Raw genomic sequence first — 18,667 nt, 5'->3', positions numbered from 1 at the left:
GTGGGCACTCGAAGATACGGATTCTTAACGTCGAAAGACGAAAAATGAATACCAAGTCTCAAGAGTGAACATACGTAATTCATTACGAAGTTTAATTCACGAGCATCAAACTTAAATTGAAGAGTTTGATCATGGCTCAGATTGAACGCTGGCGGCAGGCCTAACACATGCAAGTCGAACGGTAGCACAGAGGAGCTTGCTCCTTGGGTGACGAGTGGCGGACGGGTGAGTAATGTCTGGGAAACTGCCCGATGGAGGGGGATAACTACTGGAAACGGTAGCTAATACCGCATAACGTCGCAAGACCAAAGAGGGGGACCTTCGGGCCTCTTGCCATCGGATGTGCCCAGATGGGATTAGCTAGTAGGTGGGGTAACGGCTCACCTAGGCGACGATCCCTAGCTGGTCTGAGAGGATGACCAGCCACACTGGAACTGAGACACGGTCCAGACTCCTACGGGAGGCAGCAGTGGGGAATATTGCACAATGGGCGCAAGCCTGATGCAGCCATGCCGCGTGTATGAAGAAGGCCTTCGGGTTGTAAAGTACTTTCAGCGGGGAGGAAGGCGATACGGTTAATAACCGTGTCGATTGACGTTACCCGCAGAAGAAGCACCGGCTAACTCCGTGCCAGCAGCCGCGGTAATACGGAGGGTGCAAGCGTTAATCGGAATTACTGGGCGTAAAGCGCACGCAGGCGGTCTGTCAAGTCGGATGTGAAATCCCCGGGCTCAACCTGGGAACTGCATCCGAAACTGGCAGGCTAGAGTCTTGTAGAGGGGGGTAGAATTCCAGGTGTAGCGGTGAAATGCGTAGAGATCTGGAGGAATACCGGTGGCGAAGGCGGCCCCCTGGACAAAGACTGACGCTCAGGTGCGAAAGCGTGGGGAGCAAACAGGATTAGATACCCTGGTAGTCCACGCCGTAAACGATGTCGACTTGGAGGTTGTGCCCTTGAGGCGTGGCTTCCGGAGCTAACGCGTTAAGTCGACCGCCTGGGGAGTACGGCCGCAAGGTTAAAACTCAAATGAATTGACGGGGGCCCGCACAAGCGGTGGAGCATGTGGTTTAATTCGATGCAACGCGAAGAACCTTACCTACTCTTGACATCCACGGAATTTAGCAGAGATGCTTTAGTGCCTTCGGGAACCGTGAGACAGGTGCTGCATGGCTGTCGTCAGCTCGTGTTGTGAAATGTTGGGTTAAGTCCCGCAACGAGCGCAACCCTTATCCTTTGTTGCCAGCGGTTCGGCCGGGAACTCAAAGGAGACTGCCAGTGATAAACTGGAGGAAGGTGGGGATGACGTCAAGTCATCATGGCCCTTACGAGTAGGGCTACACACGTGCTACAATGGCATATACAAAGAGAAGCGACCTCGCGAGAGCAAGCGGACCTCATAAAGTATGTCGTAGTCCGGATCGGAGTCTGCAACTCGACTCCGTGAAGTCGGAATCGCTAGTAATCGTGGATCAGAATGCCACGGTGAATACGTTCCCGGGCCTTGTACACACCGCCCGTCACACCATGGGAGTGGGTTGCAAAAGAAGTAGGTAGCTTAACCTTCGGGAGGGCGCTTACCACTTTGTGATTCATGACTGGGGTGAAGTCGTAACAAGGTAACCGTAGGGGAACCTGCGGTTGGATCACCTCCTTACCTTAAAGAACCTGCCTTTGTAGTGCTCACACAGATTGTCTGATGAAAAGTAAATAGCAAGGCGTCTTGCGATTGAGACTTCAGTGTCCCCTTCGTCTAGAGGCCCAGGACACCGCCCTTTCACGGCGGTAACAGGGGTTCGAATCCCCTAGGGGACGCCACTTGCTGGTTCGTGAGTGAAAGTCACCTGCCTTAATATCTCAAAACTGACTTCCGAGTCATGTTTGAGATATTTGCTCTTTAAAAATCTGGATCAAGCTGAAAATTGAAACGACACACTGTGTCTGTTCTCCGTAATAAGAACAGACAAGCGGTGTGTTCGAGTCTCTCAAATTTTCGCAACACGATGTGTTTTACGAAACACCTTCGGGTTGTGAGGTTAAGCGACTAAGCGTACACGGTGGATGCCCTGGCAGTCAGAGGCGATGAAGGACGTGCTAATCTGCGATAAGCGTCGGTAAGGTGATATGAACCGTTATAACCGGCGATTTCCGAATGGGGAAACCCAGTGTGATTCGTCACACTATCATTACGTGAATACATAGCGTAATGAAGCGAACCGGGGGAACTGAAACATCTAAGTACCCCGAGGAAAAGAAATCAACCGAGATTCCCCCAGTAGCGGCGAGCGAACGGGGAGCAGCCCAGAGTCTGAATCAGCATGTGTGGTAGTGGAACGGTCTGGAAAGTCCGGCGATACAGGGTGATAGCCCCGTACACAAAATCGCATGTGTTGTGAACTCGAAGAGTAGGGCGGGACACGTGGTATCCTGTCTGAATATGGGGGGACCATCCTCCAAGGCTAAATACTCCTGACTGACCGATAGTGAACCAGTACCGTGAGGGAAAGGCGAAAAGAACCCCGGCGAGGGGAGTGAAAAAGAACCTGAAACCGTGTACGTACAAGCAGTGGGAGCCTTGATTTATCAGGGTGACTGCGTACCTTTTGTATAATGGGTCAGCGACTTATATTCTGTAGCAAGGTTAACCGAATAGGGGAGCCGAAGGGAAACCGAGTCTTAACTGGGCGTTAAGTTGCAGGGTATAGACCCGAAACCCGGTGATCTAGCCATGGGCAGGTTGAAGGTTGGGTAACACTAACTGGAGGACCGAACCGACTAATGTTGAAAAATTAGCGGATGACTTGTGGCTGGGGGTGAAAGGCCAATCAAACCGGGAGATAGCTGGTTCTCCCCGAAAGCTATTTAGGTAGCGCCTCGTGAACTCATCTTCGGGGGTAGAGCACTGTTTCGGCTAGGGGGTCATCCCGACTTACCAACCCGATGCAAACTGCGAATACCGAAGAATGTTATCACGGGAGACACACGGCGGGTGCTAACGTCCGTCGTGAAGAGGGAAACAACCCAGACCGCCAGCTAAGGTCCCAAAGTCATGGTTAAGTGGGAAACGATGTGGGAAGGCACAGACAGCCAGGATGTTGGCTTAGAAGCAGCCATCATTTAAAGAAAGCGTAATAGCTCACTGGTCGAGTCGGCCTGCGCGGAAGATGTAACGGGGCTAAACCATGCACCGAAGCTGCGGCAGCGACACTATGTGTTGTTGGGTAGGGGAGCGTTCTGTAAGCCGTTGAAGGTGGCCTGTGAGGGTTGCTGGAGGTATCAGAAGTGCGAATGCTGACATAAGTAACGATAAAGCGGGTGAAAAGCCCGCTCGCCGGAAGACCAAGGGTTCCTGTCCAACGTTAATCGGGGCAGGGTGAGTCGACCCCTAAGGCGAGGCCGAAAGGCGTAGTCGATGGGAAACAGGTTAATATTCCTGTACTTGGTGTTACTGCGAAGGGGGGACGGAGAAGGCTATGTTGGCCGGGCGACGGTTGTCCCGGTTTAAGCATGTAGGCGGAGGTTCCAGGTAAATCCGGTTCCTTATTAACGCTGAGGTGTGATGACGAGGCACTACGGTGCTGAAGTAACAAATGCCCTGCTTCCAGGAAAAGCCTCTAAGCATCAGGTAACACAAAATCGTACCCCAAACCGACACAGGTGGTCAGGTAGAGAATACCAAGGCGCTTGAGAGAACTCGGGTGAAGGAACTAGGCAAAATGGTGCCGTAACTTCGGGAGAAGGCACGCTGATATGTAGGTGAAGCGACTTGCTCGTGGAGCTGAAATCAGTCGAAGATACCAGCTGGCTGCAACTGTTTATTAAAAACACAGCACTGTGCAAACACGAAAGTGGACGTATACGGTGTGACGCCTGCCCGGTGCCGGAAGGTTAATTGATGGGGTTATCCGTAAGGAGAAGCTCTTGATCGAAGCCCCGGTAAACGGCGGCCGTAACTATAACGGTCCTAAGGTAGCGAAATTCCTTGTCGGGTAAGTTCCGACCTGCACGAATGGCGTAATGATGGCCAGGCTGTCTCCACCCGAGACTCAGTGAAATTGAACTCGCTGTGAAGATGCAGTGTACCCGCGGCAAGACGGAAAGACCCCGTGAACCTTTACTATAGCTTGACACTGAACACTGGTCCTTGATGTGTAGGATAGGTGGGAGGCTTTGAAGTGTGGACGCCAGTCTGCATGGAGCCAACCTTGAAATACCACCCTTTAATGGCTGGTGTTCTAACGTAGACCCGTGATCCGGGTTGCGGACAGTGTCTGGTGGGTAGTTTGACTGGGGCGGTCTCCTCCTAAAGAGTAACGGAGGAGCACGAAGGTTAGCTAATCCTGGTCGGACATCAGGAGGTTAGTGCAAAGGCATAAGCTAGCTTGACTGCGAGAGTGACGGCTCGAGCAGGTGCGAAAGCAGGTCTTAGTGATCCGGTGGTTCTGAATGGAAGGGCCATCGCTCAACGGATAAAAGGTACTCCGGGGATAACAGGCTGATACCGCCCAAGAGTTCATATCGACGGCGGTGTTTGGCACCTCGATGTCGGCTCATCACATCCTGGGGCTGAAGTAGGTCCCAAGGGTATGGCTGTTCGCCATTTAAAGTGGTACGCGAGCTGGGTTTAGAACGTCGTGAGACAGTTCGGTCCCTATCTGCCGTGGGCGCTGGAGAATTGAGGGGGGCTGCTCCTAGTACGAGAGGACCGGAGTGGACGCATCACTGGTGTTCGGGTTGTCATGCCAATGGCATTGCCCGGTAGCTAAATGCGGAAGAGATAAGTGCTGAAAGCATCTAAGCACGAAACTTGCCCCGAGATGAGTTCTCCCTGAGACTATAAGTCTCCTGAAGGAACGTTGAAGACTACGACGTTGATAGGTCGGGTGTGTAAGCGTAGCGATACGTTGAGCTAACCGATACTAATGAACCGTGAGGCTTAACCTTACAACGCCAAAGGTGTTTTGGCGAAGAGACCAATAATCAGCTTGATACAGATTAAATTAACGTGTTCAAAGGACATGTTGATAAACAGAATTTGCCTGGCGGCTGTAGCGCGGTGGTCCCACCTGACCCCATGCCGAACTCAGAAGTGAAACGCCGTAGCGCCGATGGTAGTGTGGGGTCTCCCCATGCGAGAGTAGGGAACTGCCAGGCATCAAATTTAGCAGTAACCGGAGTATTCCGGTAGTTGTAGAAAAATTCGGTGGAGCGGTAGTTCAGTTGGTTAGAATACCTGCCTGTCACGCAGGGGGTCGCGGGTTCGAGTCCCGTCCGTTCCGCCACTTATTAGAAAATTAAGCCTGCTATATTAGCAGGCTTAATGATAAGAAAATTTAGGGGCGTAGCTCAGTTGGTAGAGCACCGGTCTCCAAAACCGGGTGTCGCGAGTTCGAGTCTCTCCGCCCCTGCCAGAAATAATCCTTAGCATATTTGCTAAGGATTTTTTTTTGCCTGAAACTTGCCTGGAAGTAGTGTCCACATCACCTGTTATTGTATTTCACCCGGCATCCTTGCCAGATCCAACTACCTTAATCTTCCAGTACGTTTGTTTTTAGAAGATCGCGAATTAACGCATTTTTATCGCTATTTTGTAACCATATTGCATATAACGGTCGTGAAAGCGTTGAGCTATCGGTAACCGTGTGGAGTCCACCTTTCTCTTTAGCCCAGGTCACCGGTAGCCAACTGCAGCCGTTGAGGGGAGAAAGTTGTTGCCGTGCGAGTTCTGCTGAACTGGTTGTGAGTACGGGGACTTCATCACTCGCAATCAATCCTGTTTCATGTTGTTGAAAGTCTGGGCCCCATTCAAGACGTAAGTAATTCAACTCGTCTTTTGTTCGAGATGGAGCGGTGCTGTAAAGCGCTAATGTGAAGTGGCCGAGAAGCTGGCTACTAAATTCGTCCATTTTGGGCGCTTCAGTGGTAATCAGAAGATCCAGTTGGCGCTCATGGAGTTGCTTAACTAACGACTGTCTCTGAGCTATTCTGGCCTCAAATTGCAGACTGGCTTGCGGGTCCTGAGACTGGTACAGCCGTCCCAGCCAGTCATTTAGCATGCACTCCCAAAGAGAGGCGCTGGCACCGATAGAAAATTCATTATGCCGTGACGTATGTGCGACCTCTTTGCGTGCGGCCTGCCACGTGTTCATCAGTGTTTCTGCATAAGGCAGAAGCTTCTCTCCGGCCGCAGTTAAACGGATATTGTTTCTGTGGCGAGTGAACAGGTTCACGCCAAGCTGATTTTCCAGTTGTCTAATACGAAAACTTACTGCTGATTGAGTCAGATAGAGTGCTTCAGCTGCACGACCAAAGTGGCGTGTCCGACTCACTTCCAGGAAAGTTTTCAACAATTCCGTATCCACAATGCGCTCCACAAAATTATTTGTCGTTATGATTTAAATCTTTTGTTTTACACTCTGTCAAGCGTAACTAATACTCCGCGCCATAAATAGCTCGGCCAAAGAATTAGGAGCGTGCAGGATGGCGGAAAGCTTTACGACGACTAATCGATATTTCGACAATAAGTATTATCCTCGCGGATTCTCTCGTCATGGTGATTTCACCATCAAAGAGGCACAACTGCTTGAACGTTATGGTTATGCCTTTAATGAGCTGGATCTGGGTAAACGTGAGCCAGTTACTGAAGAAGAAAAACTGTTTGTCGCGGTATGCCGTGGCGAACGTGAACCTGTAACAGAGGCTGAACGCGTTTGGTCTAAATACATGACGCGTATCAAGCGTCCCAAGCGTTTTCACACGCTGTCTGGTGGTAAGCCGCAGATGGAAGGCGCTGAAGATTACACCGAATCTGACGATTAATAAAAAAAGGGCATTTTGCCCTTTTTTTATGCCAGCAGTTTCTGCAGATGAATGAGCAGTCTGTCTATCGCCCGATAGCCGACAGCTTCTTGTAGGTGCTGTCGTTTAATACTGTCTGAGTGCTCAATATCGGCAATGGTACGTGCAACTTTCAGCAGTCGTTGCCAGGCGCGTACAGATAACCCCAACTGCAGCAGCGTTTCCTCAAGCCAGTGTGCATCATCACTGTGCAAATTGCAGTGCTTCCGAATTTCCTGAGTATTCATTTGCGCGTTTAATTTTCCCTGTCGTGTGTACTGACGTTCCTGGGCAGCGATAACACGTTGTTTAACCGTAAAACTATCTTCTCCTTTGGCTATCGACTGGCTAAGAATGCCAGGTGGTGGGAGTGGGATCTCGAGTGAAAGATCAAAGCGATCGAGAAAAGGACCGGATAGACGGTTGAGATAGCGCAGTGTCTGCTCAGGAGTACAGCGATTATGGTTTCCCTGATAGTGGCCTGTGGGACTGGGATTCATGGCGGCAATCAACTGGAAACGTGCTGGATAGGTAATTTTCGCTCGCGTGCGGGAAAGATGAATTTTCCCGGACTCAATGGGTTCCCGCAACGCGTCCAGCGTACGTCGTTCAAATTCAGGCAGTTCATCAAGAAACAGAATGCCATTGTGCGCCAGCGAGATTTCTCCTGGGGCGGGTATTGAGCCACCACCGACCATGGCGGCCAATGATGCACTGTGGTGAGGTGAGCGGAATGGGCGCTGCTTCCAGCGCTTTTGTACGGTGTCGGAATTGACCAGACTGAGAATCGCTGCGCTTTCCAGTGCTTCTTCGTTGCTGAGTGGCGGAAGCAGCCCATTTAAGCGACTGGCAAGCATTGTTTTTCCTGTTCCGGGAGGTCCTATCAGCAGCAAGTTATGGCCACCCGCTGCAGTAATTTCCAGTCCTCGCTTTCCTTGTTCCTGGCCGATGACATCACTGAGGTCATCCGACGACGCGCCGGAAGCGAGATCGCCTGTTACAGGCCTTTCAAGCTCATGCTTACCCTCCAGAAATGCGCATACGGATTGTAAATGATCGGCTATCAGGCACCCCTCGCCACTGATTAAACCGACTTCAGCGGCATTATCACTGGCGACAATAATCCTCCTGCCAGCACGAATCGCTTCTGTTGCGCTCGAAATCGCTCCGGGAACGCCGCGTAACGCCCCTGTAAGCGCCAATTCACCTACTAATTCATATTCGCTAAGTCTGTGTGTTGTTAGCTGCTCTGATGCAGTCAGAAGCGCGACAGCGATAGGTAAATCATATCTCCCTCCCTCTTTGGGGAGATCGGCCGGGGCGAGGTTGATCGTGATTTTCTTCGCCGGAAATTCATACCCACTATTGATAATGGCGCTGCGCACCCGATCTCGAGCCTCTTTTACTGTGGTTTCAGGTAATCCCACCATGGTTAAACCAGGAAGGCCATTGCTGATATGGACCTCGATAGTTATAGGGGGGGCATTAACGCCAAGGGCGGCGCGAGTGTGAACAATCGAAAGTGACATAACTCCTCCTGATACGGTCATTATGTCGAAGATAATGATGACAATGTTTAGCTAAGTAACGACTTTTAGCGGCTGATTCATGAGTTTTTATGCAACCTTGAAATGGAAGGTCGATGATTGGAATACTGCTCGCAAAAGGGAAAGTACGCGAGATTCCGGAGGGGAAGTGGCCGTTCTGTGGGAAATAATATGAAATATTTTCACTTTTTATTTTTCTTATACAAAACAATATGTTTTTACTAAACCGTTAGTTGTGTCAGAAAAAAGAGAATAAAAATATCTTGTGTTATTTGCGATATCTATGGTAACTCTTTAGGTATTCCTTCGAACAAGATGCAAGAATATACGAAAATGACAGCCCTTCTACGAGTGATTAGCCTGGTCGTGATTAGCGTGGTGGTGATTATTATCCCACCGTGCGGGGCTGCACTTGGACGAGGAAAGGCTTAAGAATCAAGCCTTAACGAACTAAGACCCCCGCACCGAAAGGTCCGGGGGTTTTTTTTGACCTTAAAAACATAACAGAGGAGCAGAAAATGAATAACAGCATAAAATTCTGTTTCTCCAAATTTATGGCGGGGAAGTAACTATGAATGGGGCGCAATGGGTAGTACATGCTTTGCGAGCACAGGGTGTTAAAACCGTTTTTGGTTATCCCGGTGGCGCAATTATGCCGGTTTACGATGCATTGTATGACGGCGGCGTGGAACACCTGTTGTGCCGACACGAGCAGGGAGCTGTTATGGCAGCCATCGGGTATGCGCGTTCGACCGGTAAAACCGGCGTCTGTATCGCAACCTCCGGACCAGGGGCGACCAATCTGATCACCGGTCTGGCGGATGCGCTGTTAGATTCCGTTCCTGTTGTCGCCATTACTGGCCAGGTTTCTGCGCCTTTCATTGGCACCGATGCTTTTCAGGAAGTGGACGTGTTAGGGCTGTCCCTGGCCTGCACCAAACACAGCTTCCTGGTGCCGTCGCTGGAAGAGTTACCCCGTATCATGTCCGACGCCTTCAGGATAGCGAATTCAGGACGACCTGGACCCGTTCTGGTTGATATCCCTAAAGATATCCAACTGGCCTGCGGTTCTCTTGAGCCCTATTTCTCCACTGTGAAAAATGATGTTACGTTCCCGCACGCTGATGTTGAGCAGGCGTGTCGAATGATAGCGCAAGCGCAAAAACCGATGCTGTACGTCGGGGGCGGTGTGGGGATGGCGCAGGCGGTACCCGCGTTGCGTGAATTTCTCGACGCGACTCGCATGCCAGTCACCTGCACGTTGAAAGGGCTTGGCGCTGTCGATGCAGACTATCCGTATTATCTTGGCATGCTGGGGATGCATGGCACGAAAGCGGCAAACTTTGCGGTGCAGGAATGCGATCTGCTGGTGGCGGTCGGTGCACGTTTTGATGACCGGGTGACTGGCAAGTTAAATACCTTTGCGCCAAAAGCCAGCGTAATCCACATGGATATCGATCCCGCCGAAATGAACAAGCTGCGTCAGGCGCACGTAACACTTCAGGGCGATCTGAACACACTGCTGCCCGATCTGCAGCAGTCGTTGAACGTTGACGCCTGGCGTCAGCATTGCGCTCAACTGCGCGCCGAACATGGCTGGCGCTATGATCACCCAGGTGACGCTATCTATGCCCCGCTGTTGTTAAAGCAGTTGTCAGATCGTAAACCGGCAGACAGCGTCGTGACGACGGATGTTGGGCAACATCAGATGTGGTCGGCACAGCATATGACCTATACCCGTCCGGAAAACTTTATCACCTCCAGCGGCCTGGGTACGATGGGCTTCGGCCTGCCAGCGGCGGTGGGCGCACAAGTGGCGCGACCGGATGACACTGTTATCTGTATCTCCGGTGACGGTTCCTTCATGATGAATGTACAGGAGCTGGGCACCGTAAAACGCAAGCAGTTACCGTTGAAAATTGTCTTACTCGATAATCAGCGTTTAGGGATGGTACGACAATGGCAGCAGCTGTTTTTCCAGGAACGCTATAGCGAAACCACCCTTACCGATAATCCCGATTTCCTCATGTTAGCCAGCGCCTTCGGCATTCCTGGCCAACACATCACCCGTAAAGACCAGGTTGAAGCGGCACTCGACACCATGCTGAACAGTGAGGGGCCTTACCTGCTTCATGTCTCAATCGACGAGCTTGAGAATGTCTGGCCCCTGGTGCCCCCCGGCGCCAGTAACTCAGAAATGCTGGAGAAATTATCATGATGCAACATCAGGTTAATGTGGCGGCGCGTTTCAGTCCGGAAACGTTAGAGCGTGTTTTACGTGTGGTACGTCATCGCGGTTTTCAGGTGTGCGCTATGAATATGGAAACAGCCAGCGATGCGCAGAATATAAATATCGAATTGACCGTTGCCAGCCCCCGGTCGGTCGACTTACTGTTTAGTCAGTTAAGTAAACTGGTAGACGTTGCACATGTTGCCATTTGCCAGAGCACAACCACATCACAACAGATCCGCGCCTGAGCGCAAAAGGAAGAAAAATGACGACGAAAAAAGCTGATTACATTTGGTCCAATGGCGAGATGATTCGTTGGGAAGATGCGAAAGTTCACGTAATGTCCCACGCGTTGCACTACGGTACTTCAGTGTTTGAAGGGATCCGTTGCTACGATTCTCACAAAGGACCTGTGGTGTTCCGCCATCGCGAACACATGCAGCGCCTTCGCGACTCAGCAAAAATTTATCGTTTCCCGGTGACTCAGAGCGTTGATGAGTTAATGGAAGCCTGCCGCGCCGTTATCCGCAAAAACAATCTGACCAGCGCGTATATTCGGCCACTGGTCTTTGTGGGCGATGTGGGGATGGGCGTTAACCCACCTGCGGGATACACCACTGATGTGATTATCGCCGCGTTCCCGTGGGGAGCCTATCTGGGCGCTGAAGCACTGGAGCAGGGGATCGATGCGATGGTTTCTTCCTGGAACCGCGTTGCGCCAAACACCATTCCGACCGCGGCAAAAGCGGGCGGTAACTATCTTTCTTCTCTGCTGGTCGGTAGCGAAGCGCGTCGCCACGGTTATCAGGAAGGGATTGCGCTGGATGTGAACGGCTACATTTCCGAAGGCGCAGGCGAAAACCTGTTTGAAGTGAAAGACGGCATTCTGTTCACCCCGCCGTTCACCTCATCCGCGCTGCCGGGTATCACCCGCGATGCCATTATCAAGCTGGCGAAAGAGCTGGATATCGAAGTGCGTGAGCAAGTGCTGTCCCGCGAATCACTGTATCTGGCGGATGAAGTGTTCATGTCCGGAACTGCAGCAGAAATCACGCCAGTTCGCAGTGTAGACGGCATCCAGGTGGGTGAAGGTCGCTGTGGCCCGGTCACCAAACGCATCCAGCAAGCATTCTTTGGCCTCTTCACCGGTGAAACGGAAGATAAATGGGGCTGGTTGGATCAGGTTAATCCATAAGTATAAATTCGGGACGGCACGCACCGTCCCGCTAAATAGTCAGACGGGAGTAAATAAAGCATGCCTAAGTATCGTTCCGCTACCACCACCCATGGCCGTAATATGGCGGGGGCCCGCGCACTGTGGCGCGCAACCGGGATGACCGACGCCGATTTCGGCAAGCCGATTATTGCGGTTGTAAACTCGTTTACCCAGTTTGTGCCGGGCCATGTGCACCTGCGCGACCTCGGTAAACTGGTTGCAGAACAGATTGAAGCGGCAGGCGGTGTTGCCAAAGAGTTCAACACCATTGCGGTGGACGACGGTATCGCCATGGGCCACGGGGGTATGCTTTATTCACTGCCGTCTCGCGAGCTGATCGCCGACTCTGTTGAGTATATGGTCAACGCCCACTGCGCAGACGCGATGGTCTGCATCTCCAACTGCGACAAAATCACCCCAGGGATGCTGATGGCCTCCCTGCGCCTGAACATTCCGGTGATCTTTGTTTCCGGCGGCCCGATGGAAGCCGGGAAAACCAAACTCTCCGATCAAATCATCAAGCTCGACCTTGTTGACGCGATGATTCAGGGTGCGGACCCGAAAGTCTCCGACGAGCAGAGCGATCAGGTAGAACGCTCCGCGTGTCCGACTTGCGGCTCCTGTTCTGGCATGTTCACCGCCAACTCAATGAACTGTCTGACCGAAGCGCTGGGCCTGTCGCAGCCGGGCAATGGCTCGCTGCTGGCGACCCACGTCGACCGTAAACAGCTGTTCCTCAATGCCGGTACGCGCATCGTTGAACTGACCAAACGTTATTACGAGCAGGATGATGCCAGCGCGCTGCCGCGCAATATCGCCAACAAAGCCGCGTTCGAAAACGCCATGACGCTAGATATCGCGATGGGCGGTTCCACCAACACCGTTCTGCATCTGCTGGCGGCGGCGCAGGAAGCCGAAATTGATTTCACCATGAGTGATATCGACAAGCTTTCGCGCAAAGTCCCTCAGCTGTGTAAAGTCGCGCCGAGCACGCAGAAATACCATATGGAAGACGTCCACCGCGCGGGCGGCGTACTGGGGATTCTGGGCGAACTGGATCGCGCCAAACTGCTTAACCGTGACGTGAAGAACGTGCTCGGTCTGACGCTGCCGCAAACCCTTGAGCAATACGACGTTGTTGTGACGCAGGACGACGCCGTGAAAACCATGTTCCGCGCAGGGCCTGCGGGTATCCGCACCACCCAGGCATTCTCGCAGGATTGCCGCTGGGATACGCTGGATGATGACCGCGCGAATGGCTGTATCCGCTCTCTGGAGCATGCTTACAGCAAAGACGGCGGCCTGGCCGTGCTTTACGGCAACTTCGCGGAAAACGGCTGCATCGTCAAAACCGCAGGTGTCGACGATAGCATCCTCAAATTCACCGGCCCGGCCAAAGTCTACGAAAGCCAGGACGATGCTGTAGAAGCCATCCTCGGTGGCAAAGTGGTCGCTGGCGATGTGGTTGTCATCCGCTACGAAGGCCCGAAAGGCGGCCCGGGGATGCAGGAGATGCTTTATCCCACCACGTTCCTGAAATCGATGGGCCTCGGCAAAGCCTGTGCACTGGTGACCGACGGTCGTTTCTCTGGCGGTACTTCCGGTCTTTCTATTGGCCACGTCTCTCCGGAGGCGGCGAGCGGCGGCAATATTGCGATCATTGAAGACGGCGATCTGATCGAAATTGATATCCCGAATCGCGGCATCCAACTGCAACTGAGCGAGCAGGAAATTGCGGCACGCCGTGAGGCGCAGGAAGCCCGTGGCGATAAAGCCTGGACGCCGAAGAACCGTGAACGTCAGGTCTCTTTTGCCCTGCGTGCCTACGCCAGCCTGGCGACCAGCGCCGACAAAGGTGCGGTGCGCGATAAATCGAAGCTGGGGGGTTAATGATGGCTGACTCGCAACCCCTGTCTGGCACCCCTGAGGGTGCCGAATATCTCAGAGCGGTGCTACGCGCACCGGTCTACGAAGCAGCGCAGGTCACGCCGCTGCAAAAAATGGAAAAACTCTCGTCGCGCCTCGATAACGTGATCCTGGTGAAACGCGAAGACCGCCAGCCGGTGCACAGCTTCAAGCTGCGCGGCGCTTACGCCATGATGGCGGGGCTGACGGAAGAGCAAAAAGCGCAGGGTGTGATCACTGCTTCCGCGGGTAACCATGCGCAGGGCGTGGCGTTTTCCTCCGCGCGTTTAGGTGTAAAAGCGCTGATTGTCATGCCAACCGCCACCGCCGACATCAAAGTCGATGCTGTGCGCGGCTTCGGCGGGGAAGTGCTGCTGCACGGCGCCAATTTTGATGAAGCGAAAGCCAAAGCGATTGAGCTGTCGCAGCAGCAGGGCTTCACCTGGGTGCCACCGTTTGATCATCCGATGGTGATTGCTGGCCAGGGCACGCTGGCGCTGGAACTGCTGCAACAAGATGCTCACCTTGACCGCGTGTTTGTGCCGGTCGGCGGCGGTGGACTGGCGGCGGGCGTGGCGGTCTTGATCAAACAACTGATGCCGCAAATTAAAGTGATTGCCGTAGAAGCGGAAGACTCCGCCTGCCTGAAGGCGGCGCTGGAAGCCGGTCATCCGGTCGACCTGCCGCGCGTAGGTCTGTTTGCTGAAGGCGTGGCGGTCAAACGCATCGGCGATGAAACCTTCCGTCTGTGCCAGGAGTATCTCGACGACATCATCACTGTCGACAGCGATGCTATCTGTGCGGCGATGAAAGATCTGTTCGAGGATGTGCGTGCGGTGGCGGAACCGTCAGGCGCGCTGGCATTGGCGGGGATGAAAAAGTACATCGCCCAGCACAATATCCGTGGCGAGCGACTGGCGCATGTGCTTTCCGGGGCTAACGTCAACTTCCACGGTCTGCGCTACGTTTCCGAACGCTGCGAACTGGGCGAACAGCGCGAGGCCCTGCTGGCAGTAACCATCCCGGAAGAAAAGGGCAGCTTCCTGAAATTCTGCCAACTGCTTGGCGGGCGTTCGGTCACCGAGTTCAACTACCGCTTTGCCGATGCTAAAGATGCCTGCATTTTCGTGGGCGTGCGTCTGAGCCGTGGTCTGGACGAGCGTAAAGAGATTCTGCAACTGCTCAATGACGGCGGTTACAGCGTGGTCGATCTCTCCGACGATGAAATGGCGAAACTGCACGTACGCTATATGGTCGGCGGACGTCCATCGAAACCGCTCAAGGAACGTCTCTACAGCTTCGAATTTCCGGAATCACCGGGGGCGTTGCTGCGCTTCCTCAACACACTGGGCACGCACTGGAACATCTCGTTGTTCCACTATCGTAGCCACGGCACCGACTACGGGCGCGTGTTAGCGGCATTCGAACTGGGCGAGCACGAACCAGATTTTGAAACCCGGCTGAACGAGCTGGGCTACGACTGCCACGATGAGACGCAAAACCCGGCATTCAGGTTCTTTTTGGCGGGTTAATACCAATGGCTTTTGTAGGCTGGATAAGGCGCTTGCGCCGCCATCCGGCAAATCCCGCCCGATGGCGCTACGCTTATCGGGCCTACAAAGCTAGTGGTTCGGCAAAATCTGCCAAAACGCGTCAATAAGCGGCTCATGCAGCCGCTTTTTTTGTGCGCAGACGCCGAGCTCAAACGGTGTTTTTTCGTCGCTGCGCTCCAGAATCATCACGCGGTTGCGCACCGGTTCCGGGCTGTTTTCCAGCACCACTTCCGGCAGTAGCGCCACACCGCAACCGAGTGCGACCATTGAGACCATCGCTTCATGGCCTCCCACTGTGGCGTATATCAAAGGATTGCTGATCTTGTTGCGCCGGAACCACAGCTCAATACGGCGGCGTACAGGTCCCTGGTCGGCCATGATAAACGGCACCATTGACCAGTCGGGTTCGTCGACGGAGACCTGATTGCGCACCGGGCAGGGCAATGCGGGGGCGATCAACACCACTGCCAAATTTTCCAGCATCGAAAAGGCAACCGCGCCCGGTAGCGTCTCCGGTTTCCCGGCAATCGCCAGATCCGCTTCGCCTGTTACCACTTTTTCCATCGCATCGGCGGCATCACCGGTCGTGAGCTTAATTTCCACCGACGGATGTTCCGCACGAAAGCGATCGAGAATCGGCGGCAGATGGCTGTAGGCGGCGGTCACCGAGCAGAAGATATGCAGCTCGCCGGAAAGCGATGGCCCTTGCTGGTCGATGGTGTGGCGCAGTTGCTGATACTGCAGCAAAGTTTGCTGGGCAAAAACGCGTAACTCCTCACCTGCTTCGGTTAACGTCACGGTGCGGTTATCGCGCACAAAAAGCGGCTGACCGAGATCTTCTTCCAGGCGCTGAATCTGCCGGGAAAGCGTCGAGGGGCTGACGTGCATCGCCCGCGCGCTGCGGCCAAAATGGCGGCTCTCCGCCAGATGCAGAAAGGTTTTCAGATCGCGTAAATCCACAGATCGCACTCCACGCTTTTACATTGCAGAAATTGCAACGTGACGTTGTGAATATATCAATTTCCGCAATAAATTTCCTGTTGTAATGTGGTTCCATTCTCGCAAAACGCGAACCGAACAATAAAGCACGACAACACAACATCACGGAGTTCACCATGGCTAACTACTTCAACACACTGAACCTGCGCCAACAGCTGGCACAGTTGGGCAAATGTCGCTTTATGGGTCGCGACGAATTCGCCGATGGCGCGAGCTACCTTCAGGGTAAAAAAGTGGTCATCGTTGGCTGCGGTGCTCAGGGTTTGAACCAGGGCCTGAACATGCGTGATTCCGGTCTGGATATCTCCTACGCTCTGCGTAAAGAAGCGATTGCTGAGAAACGCGCCTCCTGGCGTAAAGCGACCGAAAACGGCTTCAAAGTCGGTACTTACGAAGAGCTGATCCCGCAGGCGGACCTGGTGGTTAACCTGACGCCAGACAAACAGCACTCCGACGTGGTGCGCTCCGTACAGCCGCTGATGAAAGACGGCGCGGCGCTGGGTTACTCTCATGGCTTCAACATCGTCGAAGTGGGCGAGCAGATTCGTAAAGACATTACCGTCGTGATGGTGGCACCGAAGTGCCCGGGCACCGAAGTGCGCGAAGAGTACAAACGTGGTTTCGGCGTACCGACGCTTATCGCTGTTCACCCGGAAAACGATCCGAAAGGCGAAGGTATGGCGATTGCCAAAGCCTGGGCTGCTGCAACCGGCGGTCACCGCGCGGGTGTATTGGAATCCTCCTTCGTTGCGGAAGTGAAATCTGACCTGATGGGTGAGCAGACAATCCTGTGCGGTATGTTGCAGGCCGGTTCCCTGCTGTGCTTCGACAAGCTGGTGGAAGAGGGCACTGACCCGGCCTATGCCGAAAAACTGATTCAGTTCGGTTGGGAAACTATCACCGAAGCGCTGAAACAGGGCGGTATCACCCTGATGATGGACCGCCTCTCGAACCCGGCGAAGGTGCGTGCTTACGCGCTGTCCGAGCAACTGAAAGAGATCATGGCGCCGCTGTTCCAGAAGCACATGGACGACATCATCTCCGGCGAATTCTCCTCCGGCATGATGGCTGACTGGGCTAACGACGATAAGAAACTGCTGACCTGGCGTGAAGAGACCGGCAAAACCGCGTTTGAAACCGCGCCGCAGTTTGAAGGCAAAATCGGCGAGCAAGAGTACTTCGATAAAGGTGTGCTGATGATCGCGATGGTGAAAGCGGGCGTTGAGCTGGCGTTCGAAACCATGGTGGATTCCGGCATCATCGAAGAGTCTGCTTACTACGAATCCCTGCACGAGCTGCCGCTGATTGCCAACACCATCGCCCGTAAGCGTTTGTATGAAATGAACGTGGTTATCTCTGATACCGCTGAATACGGTAACTACCTGTTCTCATACGCTTGCGTACCGTTGCTGAAATCGTTCATGACTGAAATTCAGCCGGGCGACCTGGGCAAAGCCATTGCCGAAGGTGCGGTCGATAACGCGCAGTTGCGTGATGTGAACGAAGCGATTCGCAACCATGCGATCGAGAAAGTGGGCCAGAAACTGCGTGGCTATATGACTGATATGAAACGTATTGCTGTTGCCGGATAAGGCATAGCACGAATTGCCGGATGGCGGCGTAAACGCCTTATCCGGCCTACAAAAAAAGCCCGAAGGTTCAGACCTTGGGCTTTTTCTTAGTTACGGTACAGCACTTTAATGATGTGGTAACCGAACTGGGTGTGCAGCGGGCCGGTTGGCTCCAGCACCGGGCAGGAGAAAACCACTTTATCGAACGCCGGGACCATCTGACCCTGACGGAATTCACCTAAGTGGCCGCCTTTTTTGCCTGACGGGCAGGTAGAGTGTTTCTTCGCCAGTTTCTCGAAGTCTGCACCGTTTTTAATTTGTTCCAGAAGATCCAGAGCCAGTTTCTCTTCTTTAACAAGGATATGCAGTGCTGCTGCTGTTTTTGCCATGATATGCGCCTTCAAAGGGGTCAATAAGGCTGGCAATATTAGCATGCGTTATCGGCGATATAACACCTTGATGATGTGATAGCCAAATTTGGTTTTCACCGGCCAATAGGGTTTCAACAACGGGCAACTGAAGACTGCGGCATCAAACGGCCCCACCATCATACCCTGCTTAAATTCGCCCAAATCGCCACCGTTGCGACCAGACGGGCAGCGCGAATAGCGCTTTGCCAGATGATCAAAACTGATGCCGCGTTCCAGTTTGGCGAGGATCTCAAGGGCGAGTTTTTCGGTTTTTACCAGGATATGCAGGGCAGCGGCGCTCTTTGCCATGGTGATTTTCTCATCGTGTTTGTGCTGCCAACACTTTACCATTTGGCGGGTAAATCTCAGCGCAACTTTCTGCTACAATCCTCCCCCCGTTC

General features: G+C 53.3%; 14 protein-coding genes, 3 tRNA genes and 3 rRNA genes. 15 read left to right on the top strand and 5 right to left on the bottom strand.

The genetic code is table 11. The annotated features are described in order from the left end of the window. The first annotated feature begins 113 nt into the window (after nt 1–113). From JM656_RS21640 to JM656_RS21615, 6 genes are all read left to right on the top strand, one after another. Nucleotides 114–1,655, top strand: a 16S ribosomal RNA gene (locus JM656_RS21640). Between the two features lie 85 nt (nt 1,656–1,740). Further along, nucleotides 1,741–1,816 (top strand) — tRNA-Glu (locus JM656_RS21635). A gap of 216 nt (nt 1,817–2,032) precedes the next feature. Next, a 23S ribosomal RNA gene (locus tag JM656_RS21630) occupies nt 2,033–4,942 on the top strand. A gap of 94 nt (nt 4,943–5,036) precedes the next feature. After that, nucleotides 5,037–5,152, top strand: a 5S ribosomal RNA gene (gene rrf, locus JM656_RS21625). The 16S, 23S and 5S rRNA genes sit together here with 3 tRNA genes alongside, the layout of an rRNA operon. A 51-nt stretch (nt 5,153–5,203) precedes the next feature. Beyond that, nucleotides 5,204–5,280: transfer RNA gene (locus JM656_RS21620), tRNA-Asp, on the top strand. Between the two features lie 53 nt (nt 5,281–5,333). After that, nucleotides 5,334–5,409 (top strand) — tRNA-Trp (locus JM656_RS21615). Nucleotides 5,410–5,526: 117 nt separating this feature from the next. Here JM656_RS21615 and hdfR read toward each other — a convergent pair. Beyond that, nucleotides 5,527–6,372, bottom strand: a complete 846-nt coding sequence (gene hdfR, locus JM656_RS21610; RefSeq protein WP_203359484.1) for an HTH-type transcriptional regulator HdfR — start codon at nt 6,370–6,372, stop codon at nt 5,527–5,529. 106 nt (nt 6,373–6,478) lie between these two features. Here hdfR and maoP point away from each other — a divergent pair, with 106 nt between their 5' ends. Continuing rightward, a complete protein-coding gene (gene maoP, locus JM656_RS21605; RefSeq protein ID WP_162380306.1) occupies nt 6,479–6,817 on the top strand; it encodes a macrodomain Ori organization protein MaoP in 339 nt (112 codons plus the stop codon). 26 nt (nt 6,818–6,843) lie between these two features. Here the strand turns inward: maoP and JM656_RS21600 are convergent, their stop codons facing one another. Then, nucleotides 6,844–8,364, bottom strand: a complete 1,521-nt coding sequence (locus JM656_RS21600) for a YifB family Mg chelatase-like AAA ATPase (protein ID WP_203359483.1) — start codon at nt 8,362–8,364, stop codon at nt 6,844–6,846. 351 nt (nt 8,365–8,715) lie between these two features. Here JM656_RS21600 and ilvL point away from each other — a divergent pair, with 351 nt between their 5' ends. From ilvL to ilvA, 7 genes are all read left to right on the top strand, one after another. Beyond that, on the top strand, nt 8,716–8,814 hold the full coding sequence (gene ilvL, locus JM656_RS21595; protein WP_001311244.1) for an ilv operon leader peptide: 99 nt from the start codon (nt 8,716–8,718) through the stop codon (nt 8,812–8,814). Between the two features lie 86 nt (nt 8,815–8,900). Further along, complete coding sequence (gene ilvX / locus JM656_RS22550; protein WP_203361354.1) at nt 8,901–8,951, top strand: peptide IlvX; 51 nt, start codon at nt 8,901–8,903, stop codon at nt 8,949–8,951. Between the two features lie 2 nt (nt 8,952–8,953). Next, nucleotides 8,954–10,600, top strand: a complete 1,647-nt coding sequence (gene ilvG, locus JM656_RS21585; protein ID WP_203359482.1) for an acetolactate synthase 2 catalytic subunit — start codon at nt 8,954–8,956, stop codon at nt 10,598–10,600. Next, on the top strand, nt 10,597–10,860 hold the full coding sequence (ilvM, locus tag JM656_RS21580) for an acetolactate synthase 2 small subunit (protein ID WP_192613994.1): 264 nt from the start codon (nt 10,597–10,599) through the stop codon (nt 10,858–10,860). Before ilvG ends, ilvM begins: the two co-directional genes overlap by 4 nt. A gap of 17 nt (nt 10,861–10,877) precedes the next feature. Then, complete coding sequence (locus tag JM656_RS21575) at nt 10,878–11,807, top strand: branched-chain amino acid transaminase (RefSeq protein WP_192613993.1); 930 nt, start codon at nt 10,878–10,880, stop codon at nt 11,805–11,807. 60 nt (nt 11,808–11,867) lie between these two features. After that, nucleotides 11,868–13,718 (top strand): dihydroxy-acid dehydratase, encoded by a 1,851-nt coding sequence (ilvD, locus tag JM656_RS21570; RefSeq protein WP_203359481.1) that lies wholly within the window; start codon nt 11,868–11,870, stop codon nt 13,716–13,718. 2 nt (nt 13,719–13,720) lie between these two features. After that, nucleotides 13,721–15,265 (top strand): threonine ammonia-lyase, biosynthetic, encoded by a 1,545-nt coding sequence (gene ilvA / locus JM656_RS21565; RefSeq protein WP_203361353.1) that lies wholly within the window; start codon nt 13,721–13,723, stop codon nt 15,263–15,265. 90 nt (nt 15,266–15,355) lie between these two features. Here the strand turns inward: ilvA and ilvY are convergent, their stop codons facing one another. Further along, nucleotides 15,356–16,246, bottom strand: coding sequence for an HTH-type transcriptional activator IlvY (ilvY, locus tag JM656_RS21560; RefSeq protein ID WP_203359480.1), 891 nt, complete (start codon nt 16,244–16,246; stop codon nt 15,356–15,358). A 155-nt stretch (nt 16,247–16,401) separates the two neighbouring features. On the opposite strand from ilvY, the gene ilvC reads away from it, so the two are divergent. Continuing rightward, nucleotides 16,402–17,877, top strand: coding sequence for a ketol-acid reductoisomerase (gene ilvC, locus JM656_RS21555; RefSeq protein ID WP_203359479.1), 1,476 nt, complete (start codon nt 16,402–16,404; stop codon nt 17,875–17,877). Nucleotides 17,878–17,963: 86 nt separating this feature from the next. Here ilvC and ppiC (JM656_RS21550) read toward each other — a convergent pair whose 3' ends face one another. Both ppiC (JM656_RS21550) and ppiC (JM656_RS21545) read right to left on the bottom strand, forming a co-directional pair. Next, nucleotides 17,964–18,245 carry a peptidylprolyl isomerase PpiC gene (gene ppiC / locus JM656_RS21550; protein WP_015960967.1) on the bottom strand — a complete coding sequence of 94 codons (282 nt, stop codon included), beginning with the start codon at nt 18,243–18,245 and terminating at the stop codon, nt 17,964–17,966. Nucleotides 18,246–18,293: 48 nt separating this feature from the next. Next, nucleotides 18,294–18,575: a peptidylprolyl isomerase PpiC gene (gene ppiC / locus JM656_RS21545; protein WP_203359478.1), complete on the bottom strand. Its 282-nt coding sequence runs from the start codon at nt 18,573–18,575 to the stop codon at nt 18,294–18,296. Nucleotides 18,576–18,667: the final 92 nt, after the last annotated feature.

It is taken from the genome of Citrobacter sp. R56, assembly GCF_016811995.1.
GTDB classification, from domain to species: domain Bacteria; phylum Pseudomonadota; class Gammaproteobacteria; order Enterobacterales; family Enterobacteriaceae; genus Citrobacter_D; species Citrobacter_D enshiensis.
The sequence above is the reverse complement of the archived record's forward strand: the minus strand, read 5'-3'. Positions and strand labels throughout refer to the sequence as shown.